The 24,263-nt window shown below is 63.3% G+C and carries 25 protein-coding genes; 13 read left to right on the forward strand and 12 right to left on the reverse strand.

What is annotated here, in order from left to right:
- Positions 1 to 51: 51 nt before the first annotated feature.
- Positions 52 to 705, reverse strand: coding sequence for a hypothetical protein (locus tag C8N43_RS09585; RefSeq protein ID WP_211308576.1), 654 nt, complete (start codon positions 703 to 705; stop codon positions 52 to 54).
- A 101-nt stretch (positions 706 to 806) separates the two neighbouring features.
- Here C8N43_RS09585 and C8N43_RS09590 point away from each other — a divergent pair, with 101 nt between their 5' ends.
- Positions 807 to 2,147 carry a cytochrome P450 gene (locus tag C8N43_RS09590; protein ID WP_107845380.1) on the forward strand — a complete coding sequence of 447 codons (1,341 nt, stop codon included), beginning with the start codon at positions 807 to 809 and terminating at the stop codon, positions 2,145 to 2,147.
- Between the two features lie 10 nt (positions 2,148 to 2,157).
- Here the strand turns inward: C8N43_RS09590 and C8N43_RS09595 are convergent, their stop codons facing one another.
- Complete coding sequence (locus C8N43_RS09595) at positions 2,158 to 4,500, reverse strand: DNA topoisomerase IV subunit A (protein WP_107845381.1); 2,343 nt, start codon at positions 4,498 to 4,500, stop codon at positions 2,158 to 2,160.
- A gap of 140 nt (positions 4,501 to 4,640) precedes the next feature.
- On the opposite strand from C8N43_RS09595, the gene C8N43_RS09600 reads away from it, so the two are divergent.
- From C8N43_RS09600 to C8N43_RS09625, 6 genes are all read left to right on the forward strand, one after another.
- On the forward strand, positions 4,641 to 5,222 hold the full coding sequence (locus C8N43_RS09600) for an SH3 domain-containing protein (RefSeq protein WP_107845382.1): 582 nt from the start codon (positions 4,641 to 4,643) through the stop codon (positions 5,220 to 5,222).
- A gap of 50 nt (positions 5,223 to 5,272) precedes the next feature.
- A complete protein-coding gene (locus C8N43_RS09605) occupies positions 5,273 to 6,103 on the forward strand; it encodes an SDR family NAD(P)-dependent oxidoreductase (RefSeq protein ID WP_107845383.1) in 831 nt (276 codons plus the stop codon).
- A 64-nt stretch (positions 6,104 to 6,167) separates the two neighbouring features.
- On the forward strand, positions 6,168 to 6,377 hold the full coding sequence (locus tag C8N43_RS09610) for a twin transmembrane helix small protein (protein WP_107845384.1): 210 nt from the start codon (positions 6,168 to 6,170) through the stop codon (positions 6,375 to 6,377).
- A gap of 5 nt (positions 6,378 to 6,382) precedes the next feature.
- Entirely contained in the window at positions 6,383 to 6,955 is a 573-nt protein-coding gene (locus C8N43_RS09615) for a cob(I)yrinic acid a,c-diamide adenosyltransferase (protein ID WP_107845385.1), read from the forward strand.
- 186 nt (positions 6,956 to 7,141) lie between these two features.
- On the forward strand, positions 7,142 to 7,903 hold the full coding sequence (locus tag C8N43_RS09620; protein WP_107845386.1) for an electron transfer flavoprotein subunit beta/FixA family protein: 762 nt from the start codon (positions 7,142 to 7,144) through the stop codon (positions 7,901 to 7,903).
- Position 7,904: 1 nt separating this feature from the next.
- Positions 7,905 to 8,831: an electron transfer flavoprotein subunit alpha/FixB family protein gene (locus C8N43_RS09625; RefSeq protein WP_107845387.1), complete on the forward strand. Its 927-nt coding sequence runs from the start codon at positions 7,905 to 7,907 to the stop codon at positions 8,829 to 8,831.
- 57 nt (positions 8,832 to 8,888) lie between these two features.
- Here the strand turns inward: C8N43_RS09625 and C8N43_RS09630 are convergent, their stop codons facing one another.
- On the reverse strand, positions 8,889 to 9,698 hold the full coding sequence (locus C8N43_RS09630) for a DUF6473 family protein (RefSeq protein ID WP_107845388.1): 810 nt from the start codon (positions 9,696 to 9,698) through the stop codon (positions 8,889 to 8,891).
- A 162-nt stretch (positions 9,699 to 9,860) separates the two neighbouring features.
- On the opposite strand from C8N43_RS09630, the gene C8N43_RS09635 reads away from it, so the two are divergent.
- Complete coding sequence (locus C8N43_RS09635; RefSeq protein WP_107845389.1) at positions 9,861 to 10,736, forward strand: 3-hydroxybutyryl-CoA dehydrogenase; 876 nt, start codon at positions 9,861 to 9,863, stop codon at positions 10,734 to 10,736.
- On the opposite strand, the gene C8N43_RS09640 is transcribed toward C8N43_RS09635, so the two are convergent.
- From C8N43_RS09640 to C8N43_RS09670, 7 genes are read right to left on the reverse strand one after another with little or no spacing between them, the layout of a single operon-like run.
- On the reverse strand, positions 10,733 to 11,629 hold the full coding sequence (locus tag C8N43_RS09640; protein WP_107845390.1) for a lysophospholipid acyltransferase family protein: 897 nt from the start codon (positions 11,627 to 11,629) through the stop codon (positions 10,733 to 10,735). The two genes, C8N43_RS09635 and C8N43_RS09640, sit on opposite strands and share 4 nt — an antisense overlap.
- 11 nt (positions 11,630 to 11,640) lie before the next feature.
- Positions 11,641 to 11,925, reverse strand: a complete 285-nt coding sequence (locus C8N43_RS09645; protein ID WP_425437055.1) for an HPr family phosphocarrier protein — start codon at positions 11,923 to 11,925, stop codon at positions 11,641 to 11,643.
- On the reverse strand, positions 11,903 to 12,301 hold the full coding sequence (locus C8N43_RS09650; protein ID WP_107845391.1) for a PTS sugar transporter subunit IIA: 399 nt from the start codon (positions 12,299 to 12,301) through the stop codon (positions 11,903 to 11,905). The genes C8N43_RS09645 and C8N43_RS09650 overlap by 23 nt, the downstream gene beginning before the upstream one ends.
- Positions 12,302 to 12,350: 49 nt before the next feature.
- Positions 12,351 to 13,244, reverse strand: a complete 894-nt coding sequence (gene rapZ / locus C8N43_RS09655; RefSeq protein WP_107845392.1) for an RNase adapter RapZ — start codon at positions 13,242 to 13,244, stop codon at positions 12,351 to 12,353.
- A gap of 17 nt (positions 13,245 to 13,261) precedes the next feature.
- Positions 13,262 to 13,687, reverse strand: coding sequence for an HPr kinase/phosphorylase (locus C8N43_RS09660; protein ID WP_107845393.1), 426 nt, complete (start codon positions 13,685 to 13,687; stop codon positions 13,262 to 13,264).
- Between the two features lie 33 nt (positions 13,688 to 13,720).
- On the reverse strand, positions 13,721 to 15,448 hold the full coding sequence (locus tag C8N43_RS09665; protein WP_107845394.1) for a sensor histidine kinase: 1,728 nt from the start codon (positions 15,446 to 15,448) through the stop codon (positions 13,721 to 13,723).
- Between the two features lie 4 nt (positions 15,449 to 15,452).
- Positions 15,453 to 16,154, reverse strand: coding sequence for a response regulator transcription factor (locus C8N43_RS09670; RefSeq protein ID WP_107845395.1), 702 nt, complete (start codon positions 16,152 to 16,154; stop codon positions 15,453 to 15,455).
- A 313-nt stretch (positions 16,155 to 16,467) separates the two neighbouring features.
- Here C8N43_RS09670 and C8N43_RS09675 point away from each other — a divergent pair, with 313 nt between their 5' ends.
- Together C8N43_RS09675 and C8N43_RS09680 are read left to right on the forward strand one after the other, a co-directional pair.
- Positions 16,468 to 18,066: a phosphoenolpyruvate carboxykinase gene (locus C8N43_RS09675; RefSeq protein WP_107845396.1), complete on the forward strand. Its 1,599-nt coding sequence runs from the start codon at positions 16,468 to 16,470 to the stop codon at positions 18,064 to 18,066.
- On the forward strand, positions 18,063 to 18,629 hold the full coding sequence (locus tag C8N43_RS09680) for a DUF3859 domain-containing protein (protein WP_107845397.1): 567 nt from the start codon (positions 18,063 to 18,065) through the stop codon (positions 18,627 to 18,629). Before C8N43_RS09675 ends, C8N43_RS09680 begins: the two co-directional genes overlap by 4 nt.
- Here C8N43_RS09680 and C8N43_RS09685 read toward each other — a convergent pair.
- Entirely contained in the window at positions 18,621 to 19,388 is a 768-nt protein-coding gene (locus C8N43_RS09685) for a sulfite exporter TauE/SafE family protein (RefSeq protein WP_107845398.1), read from the reverse strand. The two genes, C8N43_RS09680 and C8N43_RS09685, sit on opposite strands and share 9 nt — an antisense overlap.
- Positions 19,389 to 19,538: 150 nt before the next feature.
- Here C8N43_RS09685 and C8N43_RS09690 point away from each other — a divergent pair, with 150 nt between their 5' ends.
- Both C8N43_RS09690 and C8N43_RS09695 read left to right on the forward strand, forming a co-directional pair.
- Complete coding sequence (locus tag C8N43_RS09690) at positions 19,539 to 21,230, forward strand: acyl-CoA dehydrogenase family protein (RefSeq protein WP_107845399.1); 1,692 nt, start codon at positions 19,539 to 19,541, stop codon at positions 21,228 to 21,230.
- Positions 21,231 to 21,284: 54 nt separating this feature from the next.
- Positions 21,285 to 22,304 carry an SDR family oxidoreductase gene (locus tag C8N43_RS09695; RefSeq protein WP_107845400.1) on the forward strand — a complete coding sequence of 340 codons (1,020 nt, stop codon included), beginning with the start codon at positions 21,285 to 21,287 and terminating at the stop codon, positions 22,302 to 22,304.
- Between the two features lie 53 nt (positions 22,305 to 22,357).
- Here C8N43_RS09695 and C8N43_RS09700 read toward each other — a convergent pair whose 3' ends face one another.
- A complete protein-coding gene (locus C8N43_RS09700) occupies positions 22,358 to 23,755 on the reverse strand; it encodes an NAD-dependent succinate-semialdehyde dehydrogenase (RefSeq protein WP_425437056.1) in 1,398 nt (465 codons plus the stop codon).
- A 97-nt stretch (positions 23,756 to 23,852) separates the two neighbouring features.
- On the opposite strand from C8N43_RS09700, the gene C8N43_RS09705 reads away from it, so the two are divergent.
- Positions 23,853 to 24,236: an META domain-containing protein gene (locus tag C8N43_RS09705; protein WP_107845401.1), complete on the forward strand. Its 384-nt coding sequence runs from the start codon at positions 23,853 to 23,855 to the stop codon at positions 24,234 to 24,236.
- The last annotated feature ends 27 nt before the right edge of the window (positions 24,237 to 24,263 follow it).

Below are 24,263 nucleotides of genomic sequence, written 5' to 3' on the forward strand. Positions count from 1 at the left end.
ATCGCGCGCTACCTATGGGGGATCGGCGGAAAAATCAAGCGCCAGTTTGGCTCACTCGGCAGGCACGGGCACCTCGGGCAGCTCGACCTCTGGCGCGGCGGCCGCCGCGGCTTCCGCCTGCGCCTCCGGCAGCTTCAGCACGTCGGCCTCGGCGGCCGCCTTGGCCTCCGGATCGGGGGGCGCGCCGAACCATTCACGGTTGGCTAAAAGATAGCGCTGCACCGCCTTGGTCATGTTGGCAGCGAGGTTCTTCATCTGCTTGTCGCGGTTCTGGGTCAGGCCAGAGCCGAAGATCGTGTTGCCATCGAATTGCTCGAGGATGGTCATCTGCCGGGGCGGCTCGTTGAGCTTCTTCTCCGCCGCGTCGTCCCAGACCGTCAGCGAGATCACCAGCGCCGATTTGGGCGACAGCACCACCGGCACGCCGGGCACGGCCAGCGCGTAGCCATCGAGGTTGATGCCGATATGGTAGAGCTTCTCGCCCTCGTAGCGGCCAAAGCGGCGCTCCATCTCGGCCTCCAGCAGCTCTTCCCACTCCTCGGGCGTGGCGGTGCGCGACGGACCGATCTTCTGGGCGTTCTTGGTCACAACCACGTTGTGGCCAAGGCTGAAATCGCCGAGATCGACCTGCTCCTCGGTATCCGGGTCCGGCACCGCGCAGGCGCTCAGCAACAGGGCAGTGGCGATGGCGAGAATGGTGCGCATGGGGATCCTCCGACTGGTCCCACCACACATATCGAAGCCCCCGGAGCGGTGCAAACGCACCCGCGCATTGCCGTGGCGGTAAGAGCACATATCTTAAGAGCATGAGAAACGCCCTGCCGCCCCGCGCCACCCTGCCCCGCCAGCCGCTGGGGCTGATCGACAGCTTCAAGGCGGCGCGGCGCAATCTGCTGGACATCATCCCGGAGGCCGCACTGCATCAGCCCATCGTGTCGGGCAATCAGGCGGCGCGCTGGCACATGATCACCGAGCCGGACGCGATCCGGCGGGTACTGCGCGACCGGCTCGACGACTATCCGAAATCCGACGTCACCAAAAGCATCCTGCGCCCGGCCATCGGCAACAGCCTGTTCGTGGCCGAGGGGGACGACTGGCGGTGGCAACGCCGGGCCGCGGCGCCGGTATTCACGCATCGCAATGTGGCCAACCTGTCGCCGATCATGTCGCAGGCGGCGGAACGCGCGGCCGGTCGCATCGCCGGGGCCGAGGGGCGCGCAGCCGACATGCTGGCGGAGATGGTCACGGCGACGTTCGAGGTCATCTCCGACGTGACCTTTTCCGGCGATGAGGGCTTTGATCGCGCGGCGCTGCACCATGCCATCGACGGCTACATCAACGGGGCGGCCAAGGTGTCGTTCTTCGACATGCTCAACCTGCCCGATTGGGTGCCGCGCCCGTCGCGGGTGGTCGCGAGCGGCACAATGAACGCGATGAAATCCATGGCCGACGGGGTGATCGAGGCGCGCAGCGACGGCCACCGCCGAGACCTGCTCGACCTGCTTCTGGCGGGCGAGGACCCCGACACGAAGCGCAAGATGACCACGCCCGAGCTGCGCGACAACCTGTTGGCCTTCATCGTCGCGGGCCATGAGACAACGGCGCTCACGCTCGCCTGGGCTCTGTATTTGTGCGCCTTTGATCAAGGCGTGCAGGACCGCGCGAGGGCCGAGGCGCAAGCGGTTCTGGGCGAACGCGTTGCGGCGCAATCCGACATCGACGCCCTGCCCTACATCCGCCAGATCATCGACGAGGCGCTGCGGCTCTACCCGCCGGCGGGGATCCTGTCGCGCAGCGCGCGCGAGCGGGACGAGCTTTGCGGCACCGAAATTCTGAAGGGCGACACGGTCATGCTGCCGGTCTATGCGCTGCATCGCTCGCGCCAGCTGTGGGACAACCCCGATCACTTCGACCCGGACCGCTTCGCCCCTGGCCACAAGACCGCGCGCTTCACCTATCTGCCGTTCGGGGACGGGCCGCGCATCTGCATCGGGATGAGCTTTGCGATACAGGAGGCCGTCATCATCCTTGCCACGCTGCTCGCGCGTTTCCGGTTCACGCTGGTGCCGGGAAAGACGCCACAGCCTGTGCTGATCGTCACCACCCGCCCCGAGGGTGGCGTGTGGCTGAATGTCGATGCGGCCTAGGGAGCGCTGATCACTCGAACTTGTAGCTTTTCGGGAACCCGTAGGGCGGGCGTTTGCCGACGCCCGCGCGCTTGCCAAGCCATTCGGACATATCGGGCTCGTGCCGGGTTTTGCCGCCGCCCATGCTCCAAGTCAGGCCATCGTCCCAATTGAATGTGGTCAGATCGGACAGCCCGCCGTCCAGCTCCAATGAGCCCTGCTTGCCGCGCGCCATGTTGTATTTCTGGAGCCGCACGCCCTTGCCGCGGCCCATCTCGGGCAGCTCGGCGGCAGGGAAGACAAGAAATTTTCCGTTCTGGCTGACGATGGCCACGTGATCGCCGGTGACCGGCTTGCACACGACCGCCCGCACATCGTCCTTAACGTTGAGCACCTGTTTGCCCGCGCGGGTCTGGGCCACGACCTCGTCCTCGCCCACGACAAAACCGTCCCCCGCGCTGGAGGCCACAAGCAGTTTGCGGCCCGGCACGTGGATGAAGATATCCACGATTTCCGCCTCGTTGGGCAGGTCGATCATCAGGCGCAGCGGCTCTCCCATGCCGCGCCCACCGGGCAGGTTCGACGCGGAGACGGTGTAGAACCGCCCGTTCGAGCCGAAGACCAGCAGGCGGTCGGTCGTCTCGGCGTGAAACAGGAAGCGGCCCTCGTCGCCGTCCTTGAATTTCAGCTCGCGGGTGAGGTCGATATGGCCAGTCATGGCCCGGACCCAGCCCATCTTGGAGCAGACCACGGTGATCGGCTCCCGATCGATCATGGCTTCCAGCGGCACTTCGGCGATCTCGGTGGCCTCGGCAAACTCGGTGCGGCGCGCGCCGCCTTCGCTGTCCTTGCCAAAAAGCTTGCGGGTCTCGCGCAGCTGCTCGGTGATCTTCTTCCACTGCAGCTCGTCGCTTTCCAGCAGATCCTCGAGGCCGGCGCGCTCTTCCATAAGCTCGTCGCGCTCGCGCTTCAGCTCCATCTCTTCGAGGCGGCGCAGGGAGCGCAGGCGCATGTTCAGGATCGCGTCGGCCTGCACTTCGGTCAGGGACGGCTCGCCCTCGCGCGGGGCCGGGCCAACATAGTCGGTCTCGTCGGTCGCGCGGGTGTGCTCGCGGCCCCAGTCTTCGAACATCAGGCCCGATTTGGGATCGTCATCATAGCGAATGATGTCGATCACGCGGTCGAGGTTCAGGAAGGCAAGAATGAAGCCTTCGAGCACTTCCAACCGGTGGTCGATCTTCTCGAGCCGGTGACGGGCGCGGCGCTGCAGCACCTCGCGCCGGTGGTCGAGAAACGCCCGCAGGATCTCTTTGAGCGAACACACCTTCGGCGTGCGCCCGTCGATCAGCACGTTCATGTTGAGCGAGAACCGCGTTTCCAGATCGGAATTGCGGAACATCATGCCCATCAGCACCTCAGGGTCGACATTTTTTGACCTCGGCTCCAGCACGACGCGGATGTCGTCGGCGCTCTCGTCGCGGATGTCGGCCAGGATTGGGACTTTCTTGGTCTGGATCAGCTCTGCGATCTTCTCGATCAGCTTGGATTTCTGAACCTGATACGGGATCTCGGTGACCACGATCTGCCACAGGCCACGCCCCAGATCCTCGACTTCCCATTTCGAGCGCAGACGGAACGAGCCGCGGCCCGTGCGGTAGGCCTCGAGAATGTTTTCGCGTGGCTCGACTATGATCCCGCCGGTGGGGAAATCTGGACCGGGCACGTGATCAAGCAGCGTCTCGTCGCGGGCATTCGGCGCCTTGATCAGGTGGATACAAGCGTTCAGCAGCTCGTCGATATTGTGGGGCGGGATGTTCGTGGCCATCCCCACCGCGATCCCGCTTGAGCCGTTTGCCAGCAGGTTCGGGAAGGTCGCGGGCAACACCTCGGGCTCTTCGAGCGTGCCGTCGTAATTGGGCCGGTAATCGACCGCGTTCTCGTTGAGACCCTCCAACAGCGCCTCGGCGGCGGCGGTCATCCGCGCTTCGGTATAACGGGCCGCGGCGGGGTTATCCCCGTCGATATTGCCGAAGTTGCCCTGCCCGTCCACCAGCGGATAGCGGACGTTGAAATCCTGCGCCAAGCGCGCCATCGCGTCGTAGATCGCAGCGTCGCCATGGGGGTGATAGTTGCCCATCACGTCGCCGGAAATCTTGGCGGACTTACGGAAGCCCCCATTCGACGCCAGCCGCAACTCGCGCATCGCGTACAGGATCCGGCGGTGCACCGGCTTCAAGCCGTCACGGGCATCGGGCAGCGCGCGGTGCATGATCGTCGACAGCGCATAGGTCAGATAGCGCTCGCCAATGGCGCGGCGCAGCGGCTCGGCCAGCTCAGAGGGCTCCATCTGGGGGGTATCGCTCTCGTCGGACATAGATGCTGTGTAGCGCTGCCCGGGCGCGGGGTAAACGGGCGTTTTGCGTCACCGGGGGAGGGAACCAGATACTTTCCCCATGGTTATTCTGTGGTATCTATTATCTACGGTATGACAAACCGACCGGGGGACGAAAGACGATGTTGAAGTGGGTACTTGGGCTGTGTGCGGCGCTCTATGGGATATTGCTGTATTTCGGCGAACCCACGCCCGAAGAGCTGGCCGCACGAGAAGCCCGCGAACTTCAACAGGTTACGCGATCCGAGACAGTGGCACTGGTCACGCAATCCCTGTCTGAGGAAGAAGCCGAACCAGAGCCCGCCCCGGTCCTCTCACAGACGCCCGAGCCCACAAGTGAACCCACATCCGAAATCGAATCCCCTGTCCTCGTCTCCGCATCACCTTCGACCGACGCAACCGCAGAGCCCACGCCGGTTGTCACCGCGACCACTATCGCGGAGCCCGCGCCGCAACTCGAAACGCAAGCCGAGCCGGAGCAGTCCGCGTCCGCAGCGTCCAGCAACGAAATTTGGCGCGTGACCGCGCGGGCCGTCAATTTGCGGGCCGGGCCGTCGACGAACAACGCCGTCGTCGGGCGCGCGACGCTCAACGACAGCGCGGAGATTATCGAGATGCTGCCCTCAGGCTGGGCCAAGGTGTACATCCTCGAGACCGGCACCGAGGCGTTCATGTCCGCCCAATTCTTGGCCGCGCCTGAATAAGGGACGGAATAGGACTTTTCCGCCCGCAGACAAGGCGCTACGACGCGCCCATGACACGCAAATCCATCCTGATCACGGGCTGTTCGTCTGGCATCGGCTACGACGCGGCCCTCTATCTTCAAGCCCGCGGCTGGCGGGTCTTCGCGACCTGTCGCAAGCCCGAGGACTGCGCCCGGCTGCAAGGCGAGGGTCTGGAAAGTTTCCCATTGGATCAAAGCGATGCGGCCTCGATGAAGGCGGCGCTGGATGAATGCCTGTCGCGCACCGGTGGCACGCTTGACGCCCTGTTCAACAACGCGGCCTTCGGGGTGCCCGGCGCGGTCGAAGACCTGCCCACAGATGCGTTGCGTTCGATCTTCGAGACGAACCTGTTTGGCTATCACGAACTGACGCGGCTGGTGATCCCGGTGATGCGGGCTCAAGGGCATGGGCGCATCCTCAACTGCTCTTCGGTGCTGGGCTTCGTCACGTTGAAGTGGCGCGGGGCCTACAATGCGACGAAATTCGCGATGGAAGGCCTGACCGACACGCTCCGGATCGAGATGCGCGACACCGGGATCGAAATCGTTCTGATCGAGCCCGGCCCGATTACATCGAAAATACGCGAAAATTCGATCCCCCATTTCGAGAAATGGATCGACTGGGACGCCTCGCCGCGCCGCGCGCAGTACGAAGAAAGCCTTCTCAAGCGGCTCTACGAGAGCAACGGCCCCGATACGTTCGAACTGCCCGCCTCTGCCGTCAGTCACAAGGTCTGGCGCGCGTTGACGGACGCGAAACCGAAGGCCCGGTACATGATTACGACCCCGACCTACCTGATGGCCGTACTCAAGCGCATTTTGCCCGCCCGCGCGCTCGATGCGCTGATCGACCGGATGTGAACCCTTCCCTTCGCGCGCGGCTCTGCTACATGGCACGGCAACACTGGTAGCAAGGGACAATGACATGGCTGACGATCCTCTTTTCATAGTTGTGGCGGTGGCCTGCCTCTTGGTGCTGGTGATCCTGCTCATCGGCATCGGCGGCTTTGCGAAGGGCGGCGACTTCAACCGCAAGCACGCCAACCGGATCATGCGCTACCGCATCGGGGCGCAGTTCGTGGCCGTTATCCTGATCCTGCTTTTTGTCTTTGTCCGGCGCATGGGAGGCGCATGAACTGAATGGTCGTTCTCAACAAGATTTATACCAAGACCGGCGACGCCGGGGAGACCGCGCTCGGCAATGGCGCGCGCGTGGCCAAGCATTCGATGCGGGTCACGGCCTACGGCACCGTTGACGAGGCAAACGCCACCGTGGGGTTGGCCCGCTTGCATGCCGATGACGCGCTCGACGCGCAGCTTGCGATGATCCAGAACGACCTGTTCGATCTTGGCGCGGACCTGTGCCGCCCGGATATGGAAATGGACGCTGACGCCGAATACCCGCCGCTGCGCATGGCCTCGGCCCAGGTCGACCGGCTCGAATCCGAGATCGACAAGATGAACGCCGCGCTGGAGCCGCTGCGCTCTTTCATCCTGCCCGGCGGCTCGGCGTTGGCCGCCCACCTGCATCTCTGCCGCACCGTGTCGCGCCGCGCGGAACGGCTGACGGTGGAGCTTGCCACGATGGAATCAGTGAACCCGTCCGCCGTGAAGTACCTCAACCGACTGTCGGATTGGTTCTTCGTGGCCTCGCGGATCGCCAATAATGACGGCAAGGACGACGTGCTTTGGGTTCCGGGGGCCAACCGCTAGGCCCCTGCGCCGTCCAGTTGCTCAATTCCCTTGCAATCGTGAAAATTTCTGCAATTTTTTCACAAACGCGGCGTCACGGCGACGCTCTGCGTCGATTTTGACCTGTTTTCAGTCCGGGGCCTCCGGTATCTGAGGTCAGGAAGTTACCTGCGCCGCTCGCGGCACAACTCTAGGGAGATACCGCAGATGAAGGTCCTCGTACCCGTCAAGCGCGTGATCGACTATAACGTGAAAGTCCGCGTGAAGGCGGACGGCAGCGGTGTCGACCTCGCCAATGTCAAAATGTCCATGAACCCGTTCGACGAGATTGCCGTCGAAGAGGCGATCCGCCTCAAGGAAGCCGGCAAGGTCGAGGAAGTCGTCGCCGTCTCCATCGGCGTCAAGCAAAGCCAGGAAACCCTGCGCACGGCCCTCGCCATGGGCGCGGATCGCGCCATTCTGGTCATCGCCGCCGATGATGTGCACACGGATATCGAGCCGCTGGCCGTCGCCAAGATTCTCAAGGGCGTGGTCGACGAAGAGCAGCCCGGTCTGGTGATCTGCGGCAAGCAGGCCATTGACAATGACATGAATGCCACCGGCCAGATGCTGTCGGCGCTGCTGGGCTGGTCCCAGGCGACCTTCGCCTCGGAGCTGGACGTCGATGGCGACAAGGCGGTCGTGACCCGCGAGGTCGATGGCGGCCTGCAGACCATCAAGGTCAACATGCCCACCGTGGTCACCGCGGATCTGCGCCTCAACGAGCCGCGCTATGCCTCGCTGCCCAACATCATGAAGGCCAAGAAAAAGCCTTTGGACGAGAAGACCGCCGCCGATTACGGCGTCGACACCGCGTCCCGCCTGACCGTCGTCAAGACGACCGAACCCGAGAGCCGCAAGGCCGGGATCAAGGTCGGTTCGGTGGATGAGCTGGTCGCGAAACTCAAAGATGAAGCGGGGGTTATCTAAGATGGCTGTACTTCTTTTGGCTGAACTCAACGGGGCCGAGCTGGCTCTGGACGCAACCGCAAAGGCCGTCACCGCCGGGGCCGCCATCGGCGATGTCACCGTGTTGTGCGCCAGCGCAGGCTGCAGCGGTGCCGCCGCCGAGGCCGCGAAGATCGCAGGCGTCTCCAAGGTGCTCTGCGCCGATGAGGCCGCTTATGGCAACGGCCTGGCCGAGCCGATCGCGGACCTGATCATCTCGCTTGCGGGCGACTACGATCACATCGTGGCCCCCTCCACCGCGTCTGCCAAGAACGTGCTGCCCCGCGTGGCCGCCCTTCTGGACGCGATGGTGATCTCCGACGTGACCGCCGTGGTCGACGCCAATACGTTCGAGCGCCCGATCTATGCGGGCAACGCGATCCAGACCGTGCAATCCGGCGACGGCAAGAAGGTTCTGACTGTGCGGACCGCGAATTTCGACGCGGCCGGTGATGGCGGCTCGGCTTCGGTCGAAAGCATCGCTGCCGCACCCAATCCGGGCTTGTCCGAGTGGGTCGAAGACAAGGTCGCCGAAAGCGACCGCCCCGAGCTGACCTCTGCCGGTATCGTCGTCTCTGGCGGCCGCGGCGTGGGCTCCGAGGAAGACTTCGCCATGATCGAAAAGCTCGCCGATAAGCTGGGTGCCGCCGTGGGTGCGTCCCGAGCAGCCGTCGATTCCGGCTATGCACCGAACGACTGGCAGGTTGGTCAGACCGGTAAGGTCGTAGCGCCTGATCTGTATGTCGCCGTCGGCATCTCCGGCGCGATCCAGCACCTTGCTGGCATGAAGGACTCCAAGATCATCGTCGCGATCAACAAGGACGAGGAGGCGCCGATCTTCCAGGTGGCCGATTACGGTCTGGTCGCCGACCTGTTCGACGCCGTGCCGAAGCTGATCGACGCGCTCTAGGTCTTTTGGACATTATTACGAGAAGGCCCGCCCCACCGGCGGGCCTTTTTGTTTTGCTCAGTGGAGCGCCTTGATCATCCGCTCGGCGATCTGCGCGTGCCCGGCGATGCCGATCATCTCGGCGGCTGCGGGCTGTTCCATCGGCGCGTAGCACATGCCTTCAAGCTGACCGCGCGCACCGTGGATATCGATCTCGATGATTTCCGAGGCCGCACCCGCGAGCCGGTGCACAAGCGCACCGTCGACAAACAAAGGCTCAGCCCCGAGGTTTGCATGGGATGGGGCGGAAGGCTGAGGCTCTTTCAGCCAGAGTAAGATCTTGTGGCCCGCGATCTGGCGCAGCATCGACTCCATCCGCCCGACCCATGCCGCGCGCAGCTCCATCTCGATCGTTGCGAACCGCTGCGCCGACAACGCCTTGAGCGTGGTCAGCAAGTGACGCGTGAACGAAAATTCGGTGAAATCCACCTCCGGGTAGATCGCCTTCAGAAGGGTTGAGGCCTTCAAGAACCGATCATTGCGCCGTGGATGGACCGTGTAGAACCGGTTCGACATGTTCTGCGCGCCCATGACCTGAACCACTGTGGCCTGTGCCCTGTTGCACAGCCCGGTCAGGCTGGGATCATGCACAAAGGCATCCACGCCCGCGTTGATCGCACTGAAATTGGCGCACGGGATGCCAAGCGCGTCTTCGACCTGATCGACGAACGGTTTCTCAATGAATTTCCCGTAGGTCTCCGTCCCGCCGATAAAGGCGACATATTCCTTTTTCAGGCTCCGCCTTGGCCCGCGAAACAGCAGTTTCGATTGCCCATACCTGCATTGCTGATAATCCAGCGGACTGACGTCCGGTCGTTCATAGGCCATTGCCCCACCTCAGTGTTAATTCTCACCCGCAGCCAGATTCGCATAGGGAGATTGCCAAAAGGCTAAGGTGCCAATTTCACGCAAGTTTTAGCCTTTCAGCCGCTCTTGCGCCCGGCCTGCGCCGCGGCCTATCTTGGCGGCATCCAGTTGGAGAATGCACAGATGGAAATCGCGAAAATCGGCGTCGTGGGCGCAGGTCAGATGGGCAATGGCATCGCCCATGTCTTTGCTTTGGCTGGGTACAAGGTGCTGCTCAACGACATCTCGCAGGACAGTCTCGATAACGCGATCAAGGTGATCGAGGGCAATCTCGACCGTCAGGTCAGCCGCGAGAAGATCACCGCCGAGGCGCGCGCGGATGCGCTGGCCAACATCTCGACGACGCTGAAGCTGCCCGATCTGGGGCCCACCGATCTGATCATCGAGGCCGCGACCGAGCGCGAAACCGTCAAAACCGCCATCTTCGAAGACCTGCTGCCCCATCTGGAGCCGCACACGATCCTGACGTCCAACACCTCCTCAATATCGATCACCCGGCTGGCCTCGCGCACCGACCGTCCCGAGAAGTTCATGGGGTTCCACTTCATGAACCCCGTGCCGATCATGCAGCTGGTCGAGCTGATCCGCGGAATCGCGACCGACAAGCCCACCTACGAGACCTGTCTGGGCGTGGTCGAAAAGCTAGGCAAGACCGCTGCCTCGGCCGAGGATTTCCCCGCCTTCATCGTCAACCGCATCCTGATGCCGATGATCAACGAAGCGGTCTATACGCTCTATGAGGGCGTGGGCTCGGTCAAATCCATCGACGAGTCCCTGAAGCTGGGCGCGAACCACCCGATGGGCCCGCTGGAGCTGGCCGATTTCATCGGGCTCGACACCTGCCTTGCGATCATGAACGTGCTGCATGACGGGCTGGCGGACACCAAGTACCGCCCCTGTCCACTGCTGACGAAATACGTGGAGGCCGGGTGGCTGGGCCGCAAGTCACAACGCGGCTTCTACGACTACCGCAAGGACCCGCCGGTCCCGACGCGCTAGGCTTGATCTTTCAGCGCCAAGGTCTGCTCGCGCAGCCACGCCATGAAGCCGCGCGGGTTTGATGCGCGCGAAGTCAGCTCTTCAGGCTCGAACGGCTCGCCCACGACAGGTGCCTGCGGCTTGTACAGCGCGTGGCGCACCTCGTAGATCAGCAGGCCCTGGCGCAAAGTCGCGGACAGCTGGTTGGCGATCTGGTAGGCGCGGGAATTCTGTCCCTGGAAAAAGATCGGCACCACGGTCGCACCGGAGCGCGCGATCATCTTGGCAGTGAACGGGTTCCATTCCTTCTCCACCGCCGGGCCCATCATCGTCTCTGACGTGGCCACGACGCCGGAGGGGAACAGCACGATGCAGCCATCGTTTTTCAGATGCTCCATCGCGGCGCGGCGCATTTCCAGGTTCTTTTGCAGCGCGTCCTCCTCGTGCGGGAACGGCACGGGGATCATGAACATGTCGATGGCGTTCACACCGGTCAGCAGCGAGCGGGTCAGAATCTTGTAATCCGTCCGCCGCCGCCCGATGAGCTCTGCCAGTACCATGCCATCGACCAGCCCATGGGGGTGGTTGGCCACGATGATCACAGGGCCTTTCTGCGGGATACGGTCGATCTGCGCCTGCGGGGTCTGCAGCTCGATCCCCATGACCTTCAGCGCGTCGCCCCAGAAGCCCTGGCCGAACTGCACGCCGCCCCGCTCGAACTTGCGGATCAGGTAGAGCAGGTGCAGCTTGCCGGTGAACAGCTCCATGATGCGGATCGTCCAGGCCTTCCACGGGTTGGTAAACGTGTTGGCATAGGACAGGTTGCGCTTGTCATAGGCGACGTATTCGGGGTGGTCATAGGGCAGGTCGTGGGTGGGCTGGGCCACCTCGGCGTCCTTCTTCGGCTCACTCATGTCGTCTCCCACTACATCGGCTCGCCAAACAGATCGGCCACGAGGGCCTCCAACGCGTCGGCGCAGGCGACCTCGTCCGGGCCGTCGCAGCGCACCTCGATCGAGGAGCCGCGCGAGGCGGCCAGCATCAGCAAACCCATGATGCTGTCGCCCGAGACGTCCATGCCATCCTTGCACACGGTGACGCGGGCATCAAAGTCTTCCGCCACTTCGACGAACTTGGCCGAGGCCCGCGCATGCAGGCCCTTCTCGTTGACGATCTTCAGCTGACGTTCAACCACTGGAAACGCTGCCATCGAAGCTGTTGATATATTTGCGCCCCGCCTCCATGGCGCGCTCCACCGCGGCGCCCACCTCCATCCGGCGGGACTTGGCGAGCTTGACCAGCATCGGCAGGTTTGCCCCGTAGAGGATCCGGCGGTTTTCCGGATTGCAGGCCAGCAGCGACAGGTTCGAGGGCGAGCCGCCGAACATATCCGTCACCACCACGACCCCGTCGCCGGTGTCGACCGCATCGGCGGCCGCGCAGATCTCGGCCTGTTTGTCACCGCGGTCATGGTTTTCTTCGATGGTGATCGCGCGGATTCCGGTCTGCTTGCCCACGACATGCTCGACCGCGGCGAGATACTCCCGCGCCAGCCCGCCATGTGCCACAATCACGATCCCGATCAAACCGATCTTACCCCAGCTAAACGCCCCCGGTCGCAACGTGTGGTGTGCCTCACCTGCGCCGCTCCATCTCCCGGTGCCTTATAGACACCTGCCACCCCTTGTTTGCAAGGGCTTCCGCCATATTTTCCGCAACGGAAACCGAGCGGTGACGCCCGCCGGTGCATCCGAACCCGATGGTCAGGTAGGATTTCCCCTCTTCCCGGTAGGCTGGCAGCAGCATTTCGGTCAGCTCGCGGATCTTTGCGAAAAACTCCGCATAGCGCGGGTCCTGTTGCACATATTCCGCCACTTTGGGGTCCTCGCCGGTCAACGGGCGCAGCTCTGCCTCCCAGTGCGGATTGCGCAAGAACCGGCAGTCGAACACCATATCGACGCCATGGGGCACGCCACGCTTGTAGGAAAAAGACTGCAGCGACACCGACAGCCGCTGATCCTCCGGCGCGCCGAACATGCCCGTCAGGCTCTCGCGCAGCTCGTGGGGCGACAGGTCTGATGTGTCGATCAGCATATCACTGCGCGCCCGGATGGCGGCCAGCAGCTCTGCCTCCCGCTCAATCCCGGCCTCGAGCCCCTCATCAGGGCTCATAGGATGGGGCCGCCGGGTCTCGGAGTAGCGGCGGATCAACACGTCCTTGCGCGCATCGAGGAACAGCAGGCTCACTTTCATATCCGCCCGCTCCGGCAGGCGATCGAGCAGCTTCATCAGCGCCTTCGTGGTGAAATCTCGGTTGCGCACATCGACCCCAAGCGCCATCGAGCGGCCAAGCGGCGGTCCGTCCAGCAGGCGCGGGATCAGGCTGAGTGGCAGGTTATCAATAGCCTCGAACCCCAAATCCTCCAGCACGTTGATCGCCGTGCTGCGCCCAGCCCCGGACGGTCCGGTCACAAAGACCAGCTGTTGGCCTGTCTCGGCCAAGGGTGCAAAATCGGTGTCGTCGCTCATCGCGCGTTAACTCAACATCAATTCTGAGCCTTGAGGTAGTGATAAAGCGCCGCAGGGAAATGGGGTGCCGAGAATTTGACCAGCAGCGGCAGGCGTACCGTTCCGATCTGGCAGGTCCCCGGCTCGGGCATCCGGGCCTCTGTTGCGTGGTCCATGTCGACGGCGGCGATCAGCTGCGCGGGGCCTGCGCACGCGGCGGGCAAGAGGCCGAGCCCTCGTGCCTCGATTGCCTGCGGCAGCTGATCTGGGCGGCTGGCCTGCACCTTTTGACCAATCACGCGAAGGTCACAGCGATCATCGCAGACCAGTTCCGCGCCATAGGCCATCAGCTGCAGCGCAAGCCCTGACTTACCGCTGCCGGACGCGCCCAATATCAGCAGACCGCGCCCGCCAAGGGCTACACAGGTTGCGTGGATTTGAGAGGGAGGATCAGGGAGCCGCATGGTCGAGCGGCCCTCCGTGGCCCAGATTAGCGCCTAGATAGGAAGACCCACGACGAAGCGCGCGCCAAGCGGCTCGGACGTTACATCGGCGTCGGTGGGCCGGATATTCTCCGCCCAGATCACGCCGCCATGGGCCTCCACGATCTGCTTGGAAATCGCAAGGCCGAGGCCCGAATGGTTGCCGAACTGCCGCTCCGGGCGCTCGGAATAAAAGCGGTTGAACACTTTGTTCAGCGCCTGCTCCGGAATGCCGGGGCCAGTATCCTCTACCACCACCAGCACGCGGTTGTCGCGCTTGCGCGCCCAGATACGTACCGCGTCGCCGTCCTCGCAAAACGAGGTCGCGTTGGTGATCAGGTTCACGAAAACCTGCGCCAGCCGGGCCTCGAGCCCGTGAATGATGATCGGCTCGCTCGGCACATCACGGATGAATTCCACGCCCTGCTCTGCGGCCTGCTGGCCGAGATATTCGGACAGGTTGTGGATCATGCGCATCAGGTCGAAGGGCTCTTCGTCCTCCTTCACCAGCTCGCTGTCGAGCCGCGAGGCGTTCGAGATGTCGCTGACCAGCCGGTCGAGGCGGCGCACGTCATGCTCGATCACATCAAGCAGGCGCACACGCTGATCTTGCGTTTTCGCGACGTGCAGCGTGCCCACGGCGGAGCGCAGCGAGGCCAGCGGGTTCTTGATCTCATGTGCAACGTCGGCGGCGAATTGTTCGTTGGCGTCAATGCGTTCGTAAAGCGCGGAGACCATGCCGCGCATCGCGCCGGACAGCCTGCCGATCTCGTCGGGGCGCGCGGTCAGATCAGGGATACGCACGCGGCTCGGGCTGACCTTGCGGGCACTCTTGTCCTGGCCCAGCTCGGCGGCGGCGGCGAGGTCGGACAGGGGGTTCGCGATGGTTGAGGCCAGAACAAGGCTCAGGCCGATGGACACGAGGATTGCGATCACGAACATCTGCAACACCTGCTCGCGCTCGGCCCGCACCAGCTCGTCGATCTGGCCTGCGACGGTCGACAGCGCGATGACGCCAATCACCTGCCCCTGCAGCTCAATGGGCGTCGCAACTGAGAAGATGCTGCCTCCCGCGCCGTCCTGGCCCGTGCGCACGCGGGTCGCGCCCGCAGCGGCCTCGGACAGAAGCTGGCGCGCTTCGTCTTCGCCTGTCACGCTTGGCGTGGGGCGCCCGGCAGAGCCGAACGCGCCGGAAATGGTCTCCCAGACGCTGTTCAGAAAGCCCGTGATGATGGTGCCATTGTCGTCACTTTGCAGACCCTCGGCGCCCGACAGCGGCGGACGTTCTTCGCCCAGCACGCTCGCCATCAGGTTCTCGTCGGGCGAGAACACATAGACGTCCACGCCGGGGTCGATGTCGAGATTGCGCAAGGTCGCCGCGGGATCGCGCAGTTGCGCTTCGCTTCCTTGCGTGTCGAGCACTTCCAGCTGGGCCTCGAACACGTCGGCGATCAGCTGCGCCTCGGAAACCAGCGCCATCTCCCGCTGCGCGACAAGGCTGTCGCGAAACGGGTTGAGGAACAGGACTCCCGCCACCAGCACAATCAGCGCCAGCAGGTTGAACGTGATGATCTTGCGCGCAAGCGGCGAGCGGTTAAGCGAGATGAAGCTGCGCTTCTCCCGTTTCGTGCGCAGCTCGTGCTCGACGCTGTCATCCGACTGCGTCCAGTCCTCGCCCATCACCAATTCTGCGTCTTTAGCCGGTCTGCCGTCCGCCACAGAAATCCTCGACACCAATGACATAGGGTTACTCTTCGTTATACCTGTAACCGATGCCGTAGAGGGTCTCAATCGCGCTAAATTCGTCGTCCGCGCTTCGCATCTTCTTGCGCAGGCGCTTGATGTGGCTGTCGATGGTGCGGTCGTCCACGTAGACCTGATCGTCATAGGCCACGTCCATCAGCTGGTCGCGGGACTTCACGAAGCCGGGGCGTTGCGCCAGCGCCTGCAGCAGCAGGAATTCGGTGACCGTCAGGGACACGTCATTGCCCTTCCACGTCACGGTGTGGCGCAGCGGGTCCATGACCAGATCGCCGCGCACCATGGTCTGGGCGACTTCGCCCTCGCCCGCGTCATCCTTCGCGATGGCGTCCTTGCGGCGCAGGATCGCGCGGATGCGTTCGACCAGCAAACGCTGGGAAAACGGCTTGCGCACGTAGTCATCGGCGCCCATGCGAAGGCCAAGCACTTCGTCGATCTCGTCATCCTTGGAGGTCAGGAAGATCACCGGAACTTCGGATTTCTGGCGCAGGCGCTGCAGCAGATCCATCCCGTCCATGCGGGGCATCTTGATGTCCAGCACCGCCATATCCGGCATCTTGCGGGTGAAGGCGTCCAGCGCGCTTTGCCCGTCATTATACGTCTCTACCTCGAAACCTTCGGCCTCAAGAGTCATCTGAACAGACGTCAGGATATTCCTGTCGTCGTCCACCAATGCGATTTTTGACATTTATGTTGCCCCTTGTACTGCTCGTTGATCTTATTTTTTCGATCACCATCCGCGAGGGGTGCGTCAGAATCAACGAAATTGTGCCGAATCAGTCTCTCGACCGCCTCATTTGGGCATTTCTGTCCTAATGTTTGACTAATTTGCCGCAGTCGGGTGCCGATGATAACGCTATCAGCCCGCTTGCAACCGGTTCCTTCGCATCTGCCGCATGGTATAGTTGCGCCATGGCTCGGGAGGGCCGCGCCGGATGGGCAAGAGCCCCTGGCACCATCACTCGCAGGGCAAAAACTCGCCCCGCCGGAGGAGCAAAATCATGGAACATGGACGCGTCAACCCAGCGCATACACTGGAGAAGCAAGGCATTAGCGGTCTTGGAGGCGTCTATTACAACTATCTTGAGCCCGCCCTGATCGAAGAGGCGCTCAAGCGCGACGAAGGCAGCCTTGGCAAGGGCGGCTCTTTCCTTGTGACCACCGGCAAGCACACCGGTCGCTCGCCCAAGGACAAGTTCGTGGTCCGCACCGCGTCGGTCGAGGACAGCATCTGGTGGGACAACAACGCGCCGATGGAGCCCGCGTCCTTCGACCAGCTCCACGCCGACATGCTGGAGCACATGAAGGGCGGTGATTACTTCGTGCAGGACCTGTTCGGCGGTGCCGATCAAAGCCAACGGCTTGACGTGCGCGTGGTCACAGAGCTGGCCTGGCACGGGCTGTTCATCCGCCACCTGCTACGCCGCCCCGAAGCCCAAGAGCTTGCAAGCTTTGTGCCGGAGTTCACCATCATCAACTGCCCAAGCTTCCACGCGGATCCGGCCAAGCATGGCTGCCGGTCCGAGACGGTGATCGCGCTGAACATGGACGCAAAGCTGATCCTGATCGCGGGCACCGCCTATGCGGGCGAGAACAAGAAGTCGGTCTTCTCTCTTCTGAACTACATGCTGCCCGAGAAAGGCATCATGCCGATGCACTGCTCGGCCAACCACGCCCATGGCAACCCGGCCGATGCGGCCGTGTTCTTCGGCCTGTCGGGCACCGGTAAGACCACGCTCAGCGCCGATCCCGGTCGCACGCTCATCGGTGACGATGAGCATGGCTGGTCGGATCGCGGCATCTTCAACTTCGAGGGTGGCTGCTACGCCAAGACCATCTCCCTCTCGCCCGAGGCGGAGCCAGAGATCTACGCCACGACCGAGAAGTTCGGCACCGTGATCGAGAACATGGTCTACGACAAGGACACCAAGGATCTCGATTTCGAAGATGACAGCCTGACGCCCAACATGCGCTGCGCCTATCCGCTGCACTATATCTCCAACGCGTCCGACACGGCGCTCGGCGGGCATCCCAAGAATGTAATCATGCTGACCTGCGACGCCTTCGGTGTGCTGCCCCCCATCGCGCGGCTGACACCCGCGCAGGCGATGTATCACTTCCTGTCGGGCTTCACCTCCAAGGTGGCGGGCACCGAGCGGGGCGTGACAGAGCCGCAGCCCACATTCTCCACCTGCTTTGGTGCGCCCTTCATGCCGCGCCGCCCAGAGGTTTACGGCAAGCTCTTGCAGGAAAAGATCGCGCAGCACGGCTCCGATTGCTGGCTGGTCAACACCGGCTGGACCGGTGGCGCCTATGGCACCGGCTCACGGATGCCCATCAAGGCGACCCGGTCGCTGCTGACCGCGGCGCTCAATGGCTCGCTGTCCAAGGGTGACTTCCGCATCGACGAGAATTTCGGCTTCGAGGTTCCGGTGTCCTGCGACGGGGTGGCCGACGTGCTGCTCGATCCGCGCCGCACCTGGGCCGACAAGGAGGCCTACGACGCGCAGGCCGCCAAATTGGTCGAGATGTTCTCGGACAATTTCGAGCAGTACCTGCCCTATATCGATGCGGATGTGAAAGCGGCCGCGATCGGATGATCCGCGCCGCCGCGGCTCTCTCCATTCTCATCTTGGGTCTCTGGACCCCAGCTCAGGCGCAACGTCTCTCCGACGCGGCGCCTGAGGTCTTTGTGGACCGTGGCCGCGTCACCGATCTGGATTTCGGCCTTGTCTGCCCTGCGGGTCCCGCACGCAAACTGCCTGCTCCTGGCACCCATCTGGGTCATATCACCCAGCGGGAGGCGTGGCAGAAGGTGGAGTTCACCACCCAGACGATCCCGCTGATCAAGGGCGTGGGCTTCGGCGTGGACGTCAATGCGCTGCCCGACGGCGACATGATCGGGGTCGAGGTCACGGTGACCCACCCGCCTTACCCCGGCACGGATGTGACGCGGGAAAGCTGGGTCAGCGACGTGATCCACAACGCCTCGAACCTGAATTTCTTTCTCTTCGAGCACGACTTCGAGATGGTGCCCGGGCGCTGGTCCTTCGAGGCGCGTTATGGCAGCGCGCTCCTCTTCGCCGTCGATTTCAATGTGGTCGACCCCGACACCGTGCCACATCTCAAGGGCGTCTGCCGCGATCCGGCGCTGCTATCCTAGCAGCCCGCGCCGGATCAGGTTCAGCCCCGCCAGCAGCAGCACCCAGTTGGTCACCAGCCGGAACACCCGTTGATCAATCCGGTCCTGCACCCGAAAGCCCAGCCAGATGCCCACAACTGCGGGCACGATCAAAAGGCCCGAGAACGGCAAGGTCTGCGCGTTCAGGAGCCCCGATTTCAGATGCGCCATGGTCAGCAACAGCGCGCCCAGCCCGAACACGACGCCCTGCACGCGCATCTGCTCTTGCTTGGGCGTGCCGCGCGCGGTCAGGAACAGCACCGTCTGCGGCCCCCAGATGCCAGACAGGCCACCGATGAAGCCCGCGATGATGCCCACCAGCAGCTCCGCCACGCGGTTTGCGGGCGACAGGCGCGGCTGCCAGCCCAGCAGCTGTACCGCGGTGAAGACGACCACGGGCACGCCGATAATGAGGTACAAGACGTAGCTCGGCACGTAGCTGACCAGTTGCGCGCTGCCGATCAGGAAGATCGCCCCCACACTGAGAAACAGCCAGAACCGCTGCATCGACTGCCATGCGGCGCGGATGCCTTGGCGCAGCGCCTGCATCCCGTTTGTGACCAGCGTCGGCAGGATCAGCCCCGCCAGCGCCAGTTCCGGCGACAGGAAGCTCGACAGCCCCGAGATGAAGATCGTGGGCATCGCGAAGCCGACGACCCCTTTCACAAAGCCCGAAACCAGCCCGATCCCGAGGGCGAGCGCGAGATATTCCGGCGGCATCAAGGTCAGAAGCGTATCCATGCAAACTGCCTATATTGCGCGCGATCCCTGCGCATCCAGAAATTACGCCGCGACATTTTCGTACAATCGTGGATATATTCACGCATGAAAGTTGCGCTGCACCTGCAAAAGGATTATCCCGGTCACAAGCTGTTATAAAGGATTCGAGCCATGCCCCATGACGGACAGGATATGACCCTCGAGACGACGACTTCCGCGGTACTGCCGAACCTGCTGACCCTGACCGCCGCGGCCCTGCCGCCGGTCGATGCGCTGCTGGACAAGGCCCGCGAGGCCGTGCGCGCGCAAGTCACTGAAAACGGACGCATTTCCGGCGCCCTGATCGAACAGAACCAGACCGCCGCCCACGGCCTTGCATGGCTCGCCACCTATGCCCAATCGCTGACCCAGATGCAGAAATGGGCCGAGAACCTGACCGCCGCAGGCAAGTTCTCCGAGGTCGAGCAGCTGATCCACCAGATCGCCTTTGGCGAGTATCTTTGGCAGCTCTACGGCGGCATTCCGATGTCCCAGGGTGAAATTCTGCGCCTGCAAGATATCGGCCTGACCCAGGACGATCAGCGTGCCATGATGTCGCCCGAGATCATGACCCTGACCCAGTCCGGCAACACCCAGGCCGCCCGCACGCGGCTAGTCGAGCTGATGCAGGAACGCTCCGCCGAGATCATCATCGGGGCCTCCGGCCTCGACGACGAGCTGGAGATGATCCGCGAACAGTTCCGCCGCTTCTCCATCGACAAGGTCGAGCCCTACGCCCATGACTGGCATCTCAAGGACGAGCTGATCCCGATGGAGATCATCGAAGAGATGGCCGAGCTGGGCGTCTTCGGCCTGACCATCCCAGAGGAATACGGCGGCTTCGGCCTCTCCAAGGCCTCCATGTGTGTTGTCTCAGAGGAACTATCGCGCGGCTATATCGGCGTCGGCTCCCTCGGCACCCGATCCGAGATCGCGGCAGAGCTGATCCTGTGCGGCGGCACCGAGGAGCAGAAGCAGAAATGGCTGCCGCAGCTCGCCTCCGCAGAAACCCTGCCCACGGCCGTGTTCACCGAGCCGAATACAGGCTCCGATCTTGGCAGCTTGCGCACCCGCGCCGTTAAAGACGGCGACGACTACAAGGTGACCGGCAACAAGACCTGGATCACCCACGCCACCCGCACGCAAATCATGACCCTGCTGGCCCGGACCGACCCCGAGACGACGAACTACAAGGGCCTGTCCATGTTCATCGCCGAGAAGACCCCCGGCACAGACGACAACCCCTTCCCCACCCCCGGCATGACCGGCGGCGAGATCGAGGTGCTGGGTTATCGCGGCATGAAGGAATACGAGCTGGCGTTTGATGACTTCCACGTTAAGGGCGAGAACCTGCTTGGCGGGGCCGAGGGTCAGGGCTTCAAGCAGCTGATGCAAACCTTCGAGTCCGCCCGCATCCAGACCGCGGCCCGCGCCGTGGGCGTCGCGCAATCGGCCATCGACGTGGCCATGCAATACGCGCTCGACCGCAAGCAGTTCGGCAAGGCGCTGATCAACTTCCCCCGCGTCTCCGGCAAGCTCGCGATGATGGCGGTGGAAACCACAATTGCCCGCCAGCTGACCTACTTCTCGGCCCACGAGAAGGACAATGACCGTCGCTGCGATCTGGAGGCCGGCATGGCCAAGCTGCTCGGCGCACGCGTCGCGTGGGCCTCGGCCGACAACGCTCTGCAGATCCATGGCGGCAACGGCTTCGCGCTGGAGTACAAAGTCAGCCGCATCCTGTGTGACGCGCGCATTCTCAACATCTTTGAGGGTGCCGCGGAGATTCAGGCCCAGGTCATCGCCCGCCGCCTGCTCGATTGATCCCAAAGCGGTTCTCTGCGTAGGCTGTGTGATCGTTTACGCAGGAGCTGCCCCATGCCACAGACCGTCTTCGTCACGGGGGCCACCGGCTACGTCGCCAAGCATGTCGTCCTGCAACTGCTGGACGCGGGGCACACCGTCATCGGGTCCACCCGCGCGCCAGAGCGCGAGGCAGAGCTGCGCGCGGCGCTTGGCCCGCATCTCCAGACGCCCGGTACTATAGACAATCTCAGCGTCACTGCGCTTGACCTGACCCGCGATGACGGCTGGGCGGATGCTGTGTCCGGCGCTGACGCGTTGATCCACACCGCGTCGCCCTTCCCGATGTCCCAGCCAAAGGATGAGGAAGACCTGATCCGTCCCGCCATCGACGGCACCCGGCGCGCGTTGACGGCGGCGCGGGACGCAGGCGTCACGCGCGTCGTGCTGACATCATCGGTGGTGGCCATCGGACAAGCGGTGACGCCCGCGCGCGGGCATTTCGACGAGACCGACTGGAGCGATCTCACCCACCCCACAGCCAGCCCCTACGCGAAGTCCAAAACCCTCGCCGAGCAGGCCGCGTGGGACTTCGCGGGCGAGCATCCCGAGCTGCAACTCACCACGATCAACCCCGGTCTGATCATCGGCCCGCCGCTGGACGCCCATTTCGGGACCTCCATCAAGATCGTCGAGCGTCTGCTGAAGGGCAGCGATCCGATGCTGCCGAACATGGGGTTCAGTGTTGTTGACGTGCGCGATGTGGCGAAGATGCATGTCGATGCGCTGACGGCCCCCGAGAGCGTTGGCAAGCGGCTGATCGCGGTCGCGGACTCGATCTGGTTTCGGGACATCGCCCAGACGCTGGTCGACGCCTATCCCGACCGCAAGATTGCCACGCGGGTCGCCCCGGATGTGGTGATGCGCGGGCTTGCGCTGTTCGACAAATCGATCAAATCCATCGTGCCGGAGCTGGGGCGATGCCCGAAATTCTCCACCCGCCTGTCCCGCGAGGTGCTTGGCATGGACTTCCGCGACCCGGAAACATCGATCCGGGAGACCGCCGCGTATCTCGTGGACAACGGCCTCGTCTGAAGGGGGCCACAAGAAAAGGGACGGCGGATGGACCCACCGTCCCTTTGAGGGTTTTATTCGTTGAGAATGGTAATCGCCTTCACGTTGACGAATTCTTTCATGCCGAAGCCACCGTGCTCACGCCCATAGCCGGAGTTCTTCACCCCGCCAAACGGCATGTTAGGTGAGGCGGCGCTGAACCCGTTGATGAACACCATTCCGGTGTCAAAATGCATCTCCGCCAAATGACGGGCGCGATCCAGATCCTTCGAGAAGATCGCGCCGCCAAGGCCAAACCGGCTGTCATTGGCGATCCGCATCGCGTCCTCTTCGTCCTTGGCCCGGATCAGGGCGGCAGCGGGGCCAAACAGTTCGTCATCATAGGCGGGCTGACCGGGGGCGACATCGCCAAGCACCGTGGCGGGGTACCACCAGCCATCTCGGTCCGGGATCTCGCCGCCACAAAGAAGGCTCGCGCCATTCTCGATGCTCTCCTGCACTTGACTGTGAAGCTCATCGCGCAGGTCCTCGCGGGCCATCGGCCCAAGACCCTGCTCGGACTCCATCGGGTCGACCATCTCCATGTCTTTCATGGCGGCGACAAATTGCTCCTTGAAGGCGTCGAATACGGCGTCGACCACCACGAAGCGCTTGGCGGCCACACAGGTCTGGCCGTTGTTGAACGTGCGCCCGATGACGCATTGCTTGACGGCTTGTTCCAGATCCGCGTCCTCAAGCACGATATAGGCGTCGTTCGATCCCAGCTCGAGCACGGTTTTCTTCAGCACCGCGCCCGCCTTTTTGCCGATGATCTTGCCCGCGCCGGGGCTGCCGGTCAGGGTAACGCCGCGCACCGCGTCATGTTCCAGCACCTTGTCGGACTGGTCGTGGTCGATCACCAGAACCTTGAACAGATCGGCGGGCAGCCCCGCCTCGCGGTACAGCTCCTCCAGCCGCAGCCCGCAGCCGGTGACACTTTCGGCATGTTTCAGCAGAACGCCGTTGCCCGCCATAAGGTTCGCGATCGAATAGCGCACGACCTGGTAGATCGGGAAGTTCCAAGGCTGGATACCGTAGATCACTCCGATGGGGCGGTAGGCGACGTGGCCTTTCACGCCGCCCTCGTAGGGACGTTCCTCTGTCTTGAGCTCGTCGGGGCCGTTATCGGCGGTATAGTCGCAAATCGCGGCGCATAGTTGCAGCTCCGTGCGTGACTGGCTGCGCAGCTTGCCCATCTCGCGGGTCATCAGTTCCGACAGCTCGTCCTCGTGGTCACGCAGCGCCTGACCGATGGCGCGGATGATCTCGGCGCGCTTGGCCGGGGTCTCGTGGCGCCATGTCTCGAAGGCCTTGTGGCACGCTTCGACCCCCGCGATGGCGGCGTCGGTCTCCATCAGGGGATACTCCTGCAAGGGGCTCCCGTCGGTCGGGTCAATTGTCTGGATGACGGCGTCTTGGCTCATATCTTTCATCGGGCATTTCTCCTGTGGGGCGATTCGTGGTTCAACGCCGCCCGGGTCGCTGGCGTTCCCCCTTGCGCCATTTCGGCTCTCGCCGCACAGTGGACGCATGCGTCTGATCTGCCTTATCACCCTGAGTTTGCTTGGCTATTGCAAGGATGAAACGGTCTCCGGCTATGCGGGCACCGAAACCATCTGGCTGCTGCAAAGCATCGACGAGGCATCCTTCCCCGCCCGCGCGACGCTCACTTTCCCGGAAGAGGGCCGCATCGCGGGCGACGGGCCGTGCAATCGCTTCTTCGCCACCCAAACTGTGCCGTACCCGTGGTTCGAAATCGGCCCTATCGGCAGCACGAAGCGCGCCTGCCCAGCGCTCGCGGCCGAGCAGGCCTATTTCAAAGCGCTGGCAAACATGACCTTGGCAGAGGTCGCGGGCACGACCCTGATCCTGTCAAATCCCGATGGCGGGCAGATGGTCTTTACAGCGAACTGAAGCGCCGCGCTTCTGGCTTCGTTTTGG

This window comes from Litoreibacter ponti (assembly GCF_003054285.1).
Classification (GTDB): domain Bacteria; phylum Pseudomonadota; class Alphaproteobacteria; order Rhodobacterales; family Rhodobacteraceae; genus Litoreibacter; species Litoreibacter ponti.

Bases quoted from the DNA above. Each gene is read 5' to 3' on its own strand.
- C8N43_RS09615 (WP_107845385.1), top strand. From the start codon at position 6,383: ATGGTCGTTCTCAACAAGATTTATACCAAGACCGGCGACGCCGGGGAG.
- C8N43_RS09635 (WP_107845389.1), top strand. From the start codon at position 9,861: ATGGAAATCGCGAAAATCGGCGTCGTGGGCGCAGGTCAGATGGGCAAT.
- C8N43_RS09680 (WP_107845397.1), top strand. From the start codon at position 18,063: ATGATCCGCGCCGCCGCGGCTCTCTCCATTCTCATCTTGGGTCTCTGG.
- C8N43_RS09665 (WP_107845394.1), bottom strand. From the start codon at position 15,448: ATGTCATTGGTGTCGAGGATTTCTGTGGCGGACGGCAGACCGGCTAAA.
- C8N43_RS09700 (WP_425437056.1), bottom strand. From the start codon at position 23,755: ATGAAAGATATGAGCCAAGACGCCGTCATCCAGACAATTGACCCGACC.
- C8N43_RS09675 (WP_107845396.1), top strand. From the start codon at position 16,468: ATGGAACATGGACGCGTCAACCCAGCGCATACACTGGAGAAGCAAGGC.
- C8N43_RS09630 (WP_107845388.1), bottom strand. From the start codon at position 9,698: ATGGCCTATGAACGACCGGACGTCAGTCCGCTGGATTATCAGCAATGC.
- C8N43_RS09645 (WP_425437055.1), bottom strand. From the start codon at position 11,925: ATGGCAGCGTTTCCAGTGGTTGAACGTCAGCTGAAGATCGTCAACGAG.
- C8N43_RS09705 (WP_107845401.1), top strand. From the start codon at position 23,853: ATGCGTCTGATCTGCCTTATCACCCTGAGTTTGCTTGGCTATTGCAAG.
- C8N43_RS09610 (WP_107845384.1), top strand. From the start codon at position 6,168: ATGGCTGACGATCCTCTTTTCATAGTTGTGGCGGTGGCCTGCCTCTTG.
- C8N43_RS09640 (WP_107845390.1), bottom strand. From the start codon at position 11,629: ATGAGTGAGCCGAAGAAGGACGCCGAGGTGGCCCAGCCCACCCACGAC.
- C8N43_RS09670 (WP_107845395.1), bottom strand. From the start codon at position 16,154: ATGTCAAAAATCGCATTGGTGGACGACGACAGGAATATCCTGACGTCT.
- C8N43_RS09690 (WP_107845399.1), top strand. From the start codon at position 19,539: ATGCCCCATGACGGACAGGATATGACCCTCGAGACGACGACTTCCGCG.
- C8N43_RS09590 (WP_107845380.1), top strand. From the start codon at position 807: ATGAGAAACGCCCTGCCGCCCCGCGCCACCCTGCCCCGCCAGCCGCTG.
- C8N43_RS09685 (WP_107845398.1), bottom strand. From the start codon at position 19,388: ATGGATACGCTTCTGACCTTGATGCCGCCGGAATATCTCGCGCTCGCC.
- C8N43_RS09585 (WP_211308576.1), bottom strand. From the start codon at position 705: ATGCGCACCATTCTCGCCATCGCCACTGCCCTGTTGCTGAGCGCCTGC.
- C8N43_RS09660 (WP_107845393.1), bottom strand. From the start codon at position 13,687: ATGCGGCTCCCTGATCCTCCCTCTCAAATCCACGCAACCTGTGTAGCC.
- C8N43_RS09625 (WP_107845387.1), top strand. From the start codon at position 7,905: ATGGCTGTACTTCTTTTGGCTGAACTCAACGGGGCCGAGCTGGCTCTG.
- C8N43_RS09605 (WP_107845383.1), top strand. From the start codon at position 5,273: ATGACACGCAAATCCATCCTGATCACGGGCTGTTCGTCTGGCATCGGC.
- C8N43_RS09695 (WP_107845400.1), top strand. From the start codon at position 21,285: ATGCCACAGACCGTCTTCGTCACGGGGGCCACCGGCTACGTCGCCAAG.
- C8N43_RS09620 (WP_107845386.1), top strand. From the start codon at position 7,142: ATGAAGGTCCTCGTACCCGTCAAGCGCGTGATCGACTATAACGTGAAA.
- C8N43_RS09595 (WP_107845381.1), bottom strand. From the start codon at position 4,500: ATGTCCGACGAGAGCGATACCCCCCAGATGGAGCCCTCTGAGCTGGCC.
- rapZ (WP_107845392.1), bottom strand. From the start codon at position 13,244: ATGAGCGACGACACCGATTTTGCACCCTTGGCCGAGACAGGCCAACAG.
- C8N43_RS09600 (WP_107845382.1), top strand. From the start codon at position 4,641: ATGTTGAAGTGGGTACTTGGGCTGTGTGCGGCGCTCTATGGGATATTG.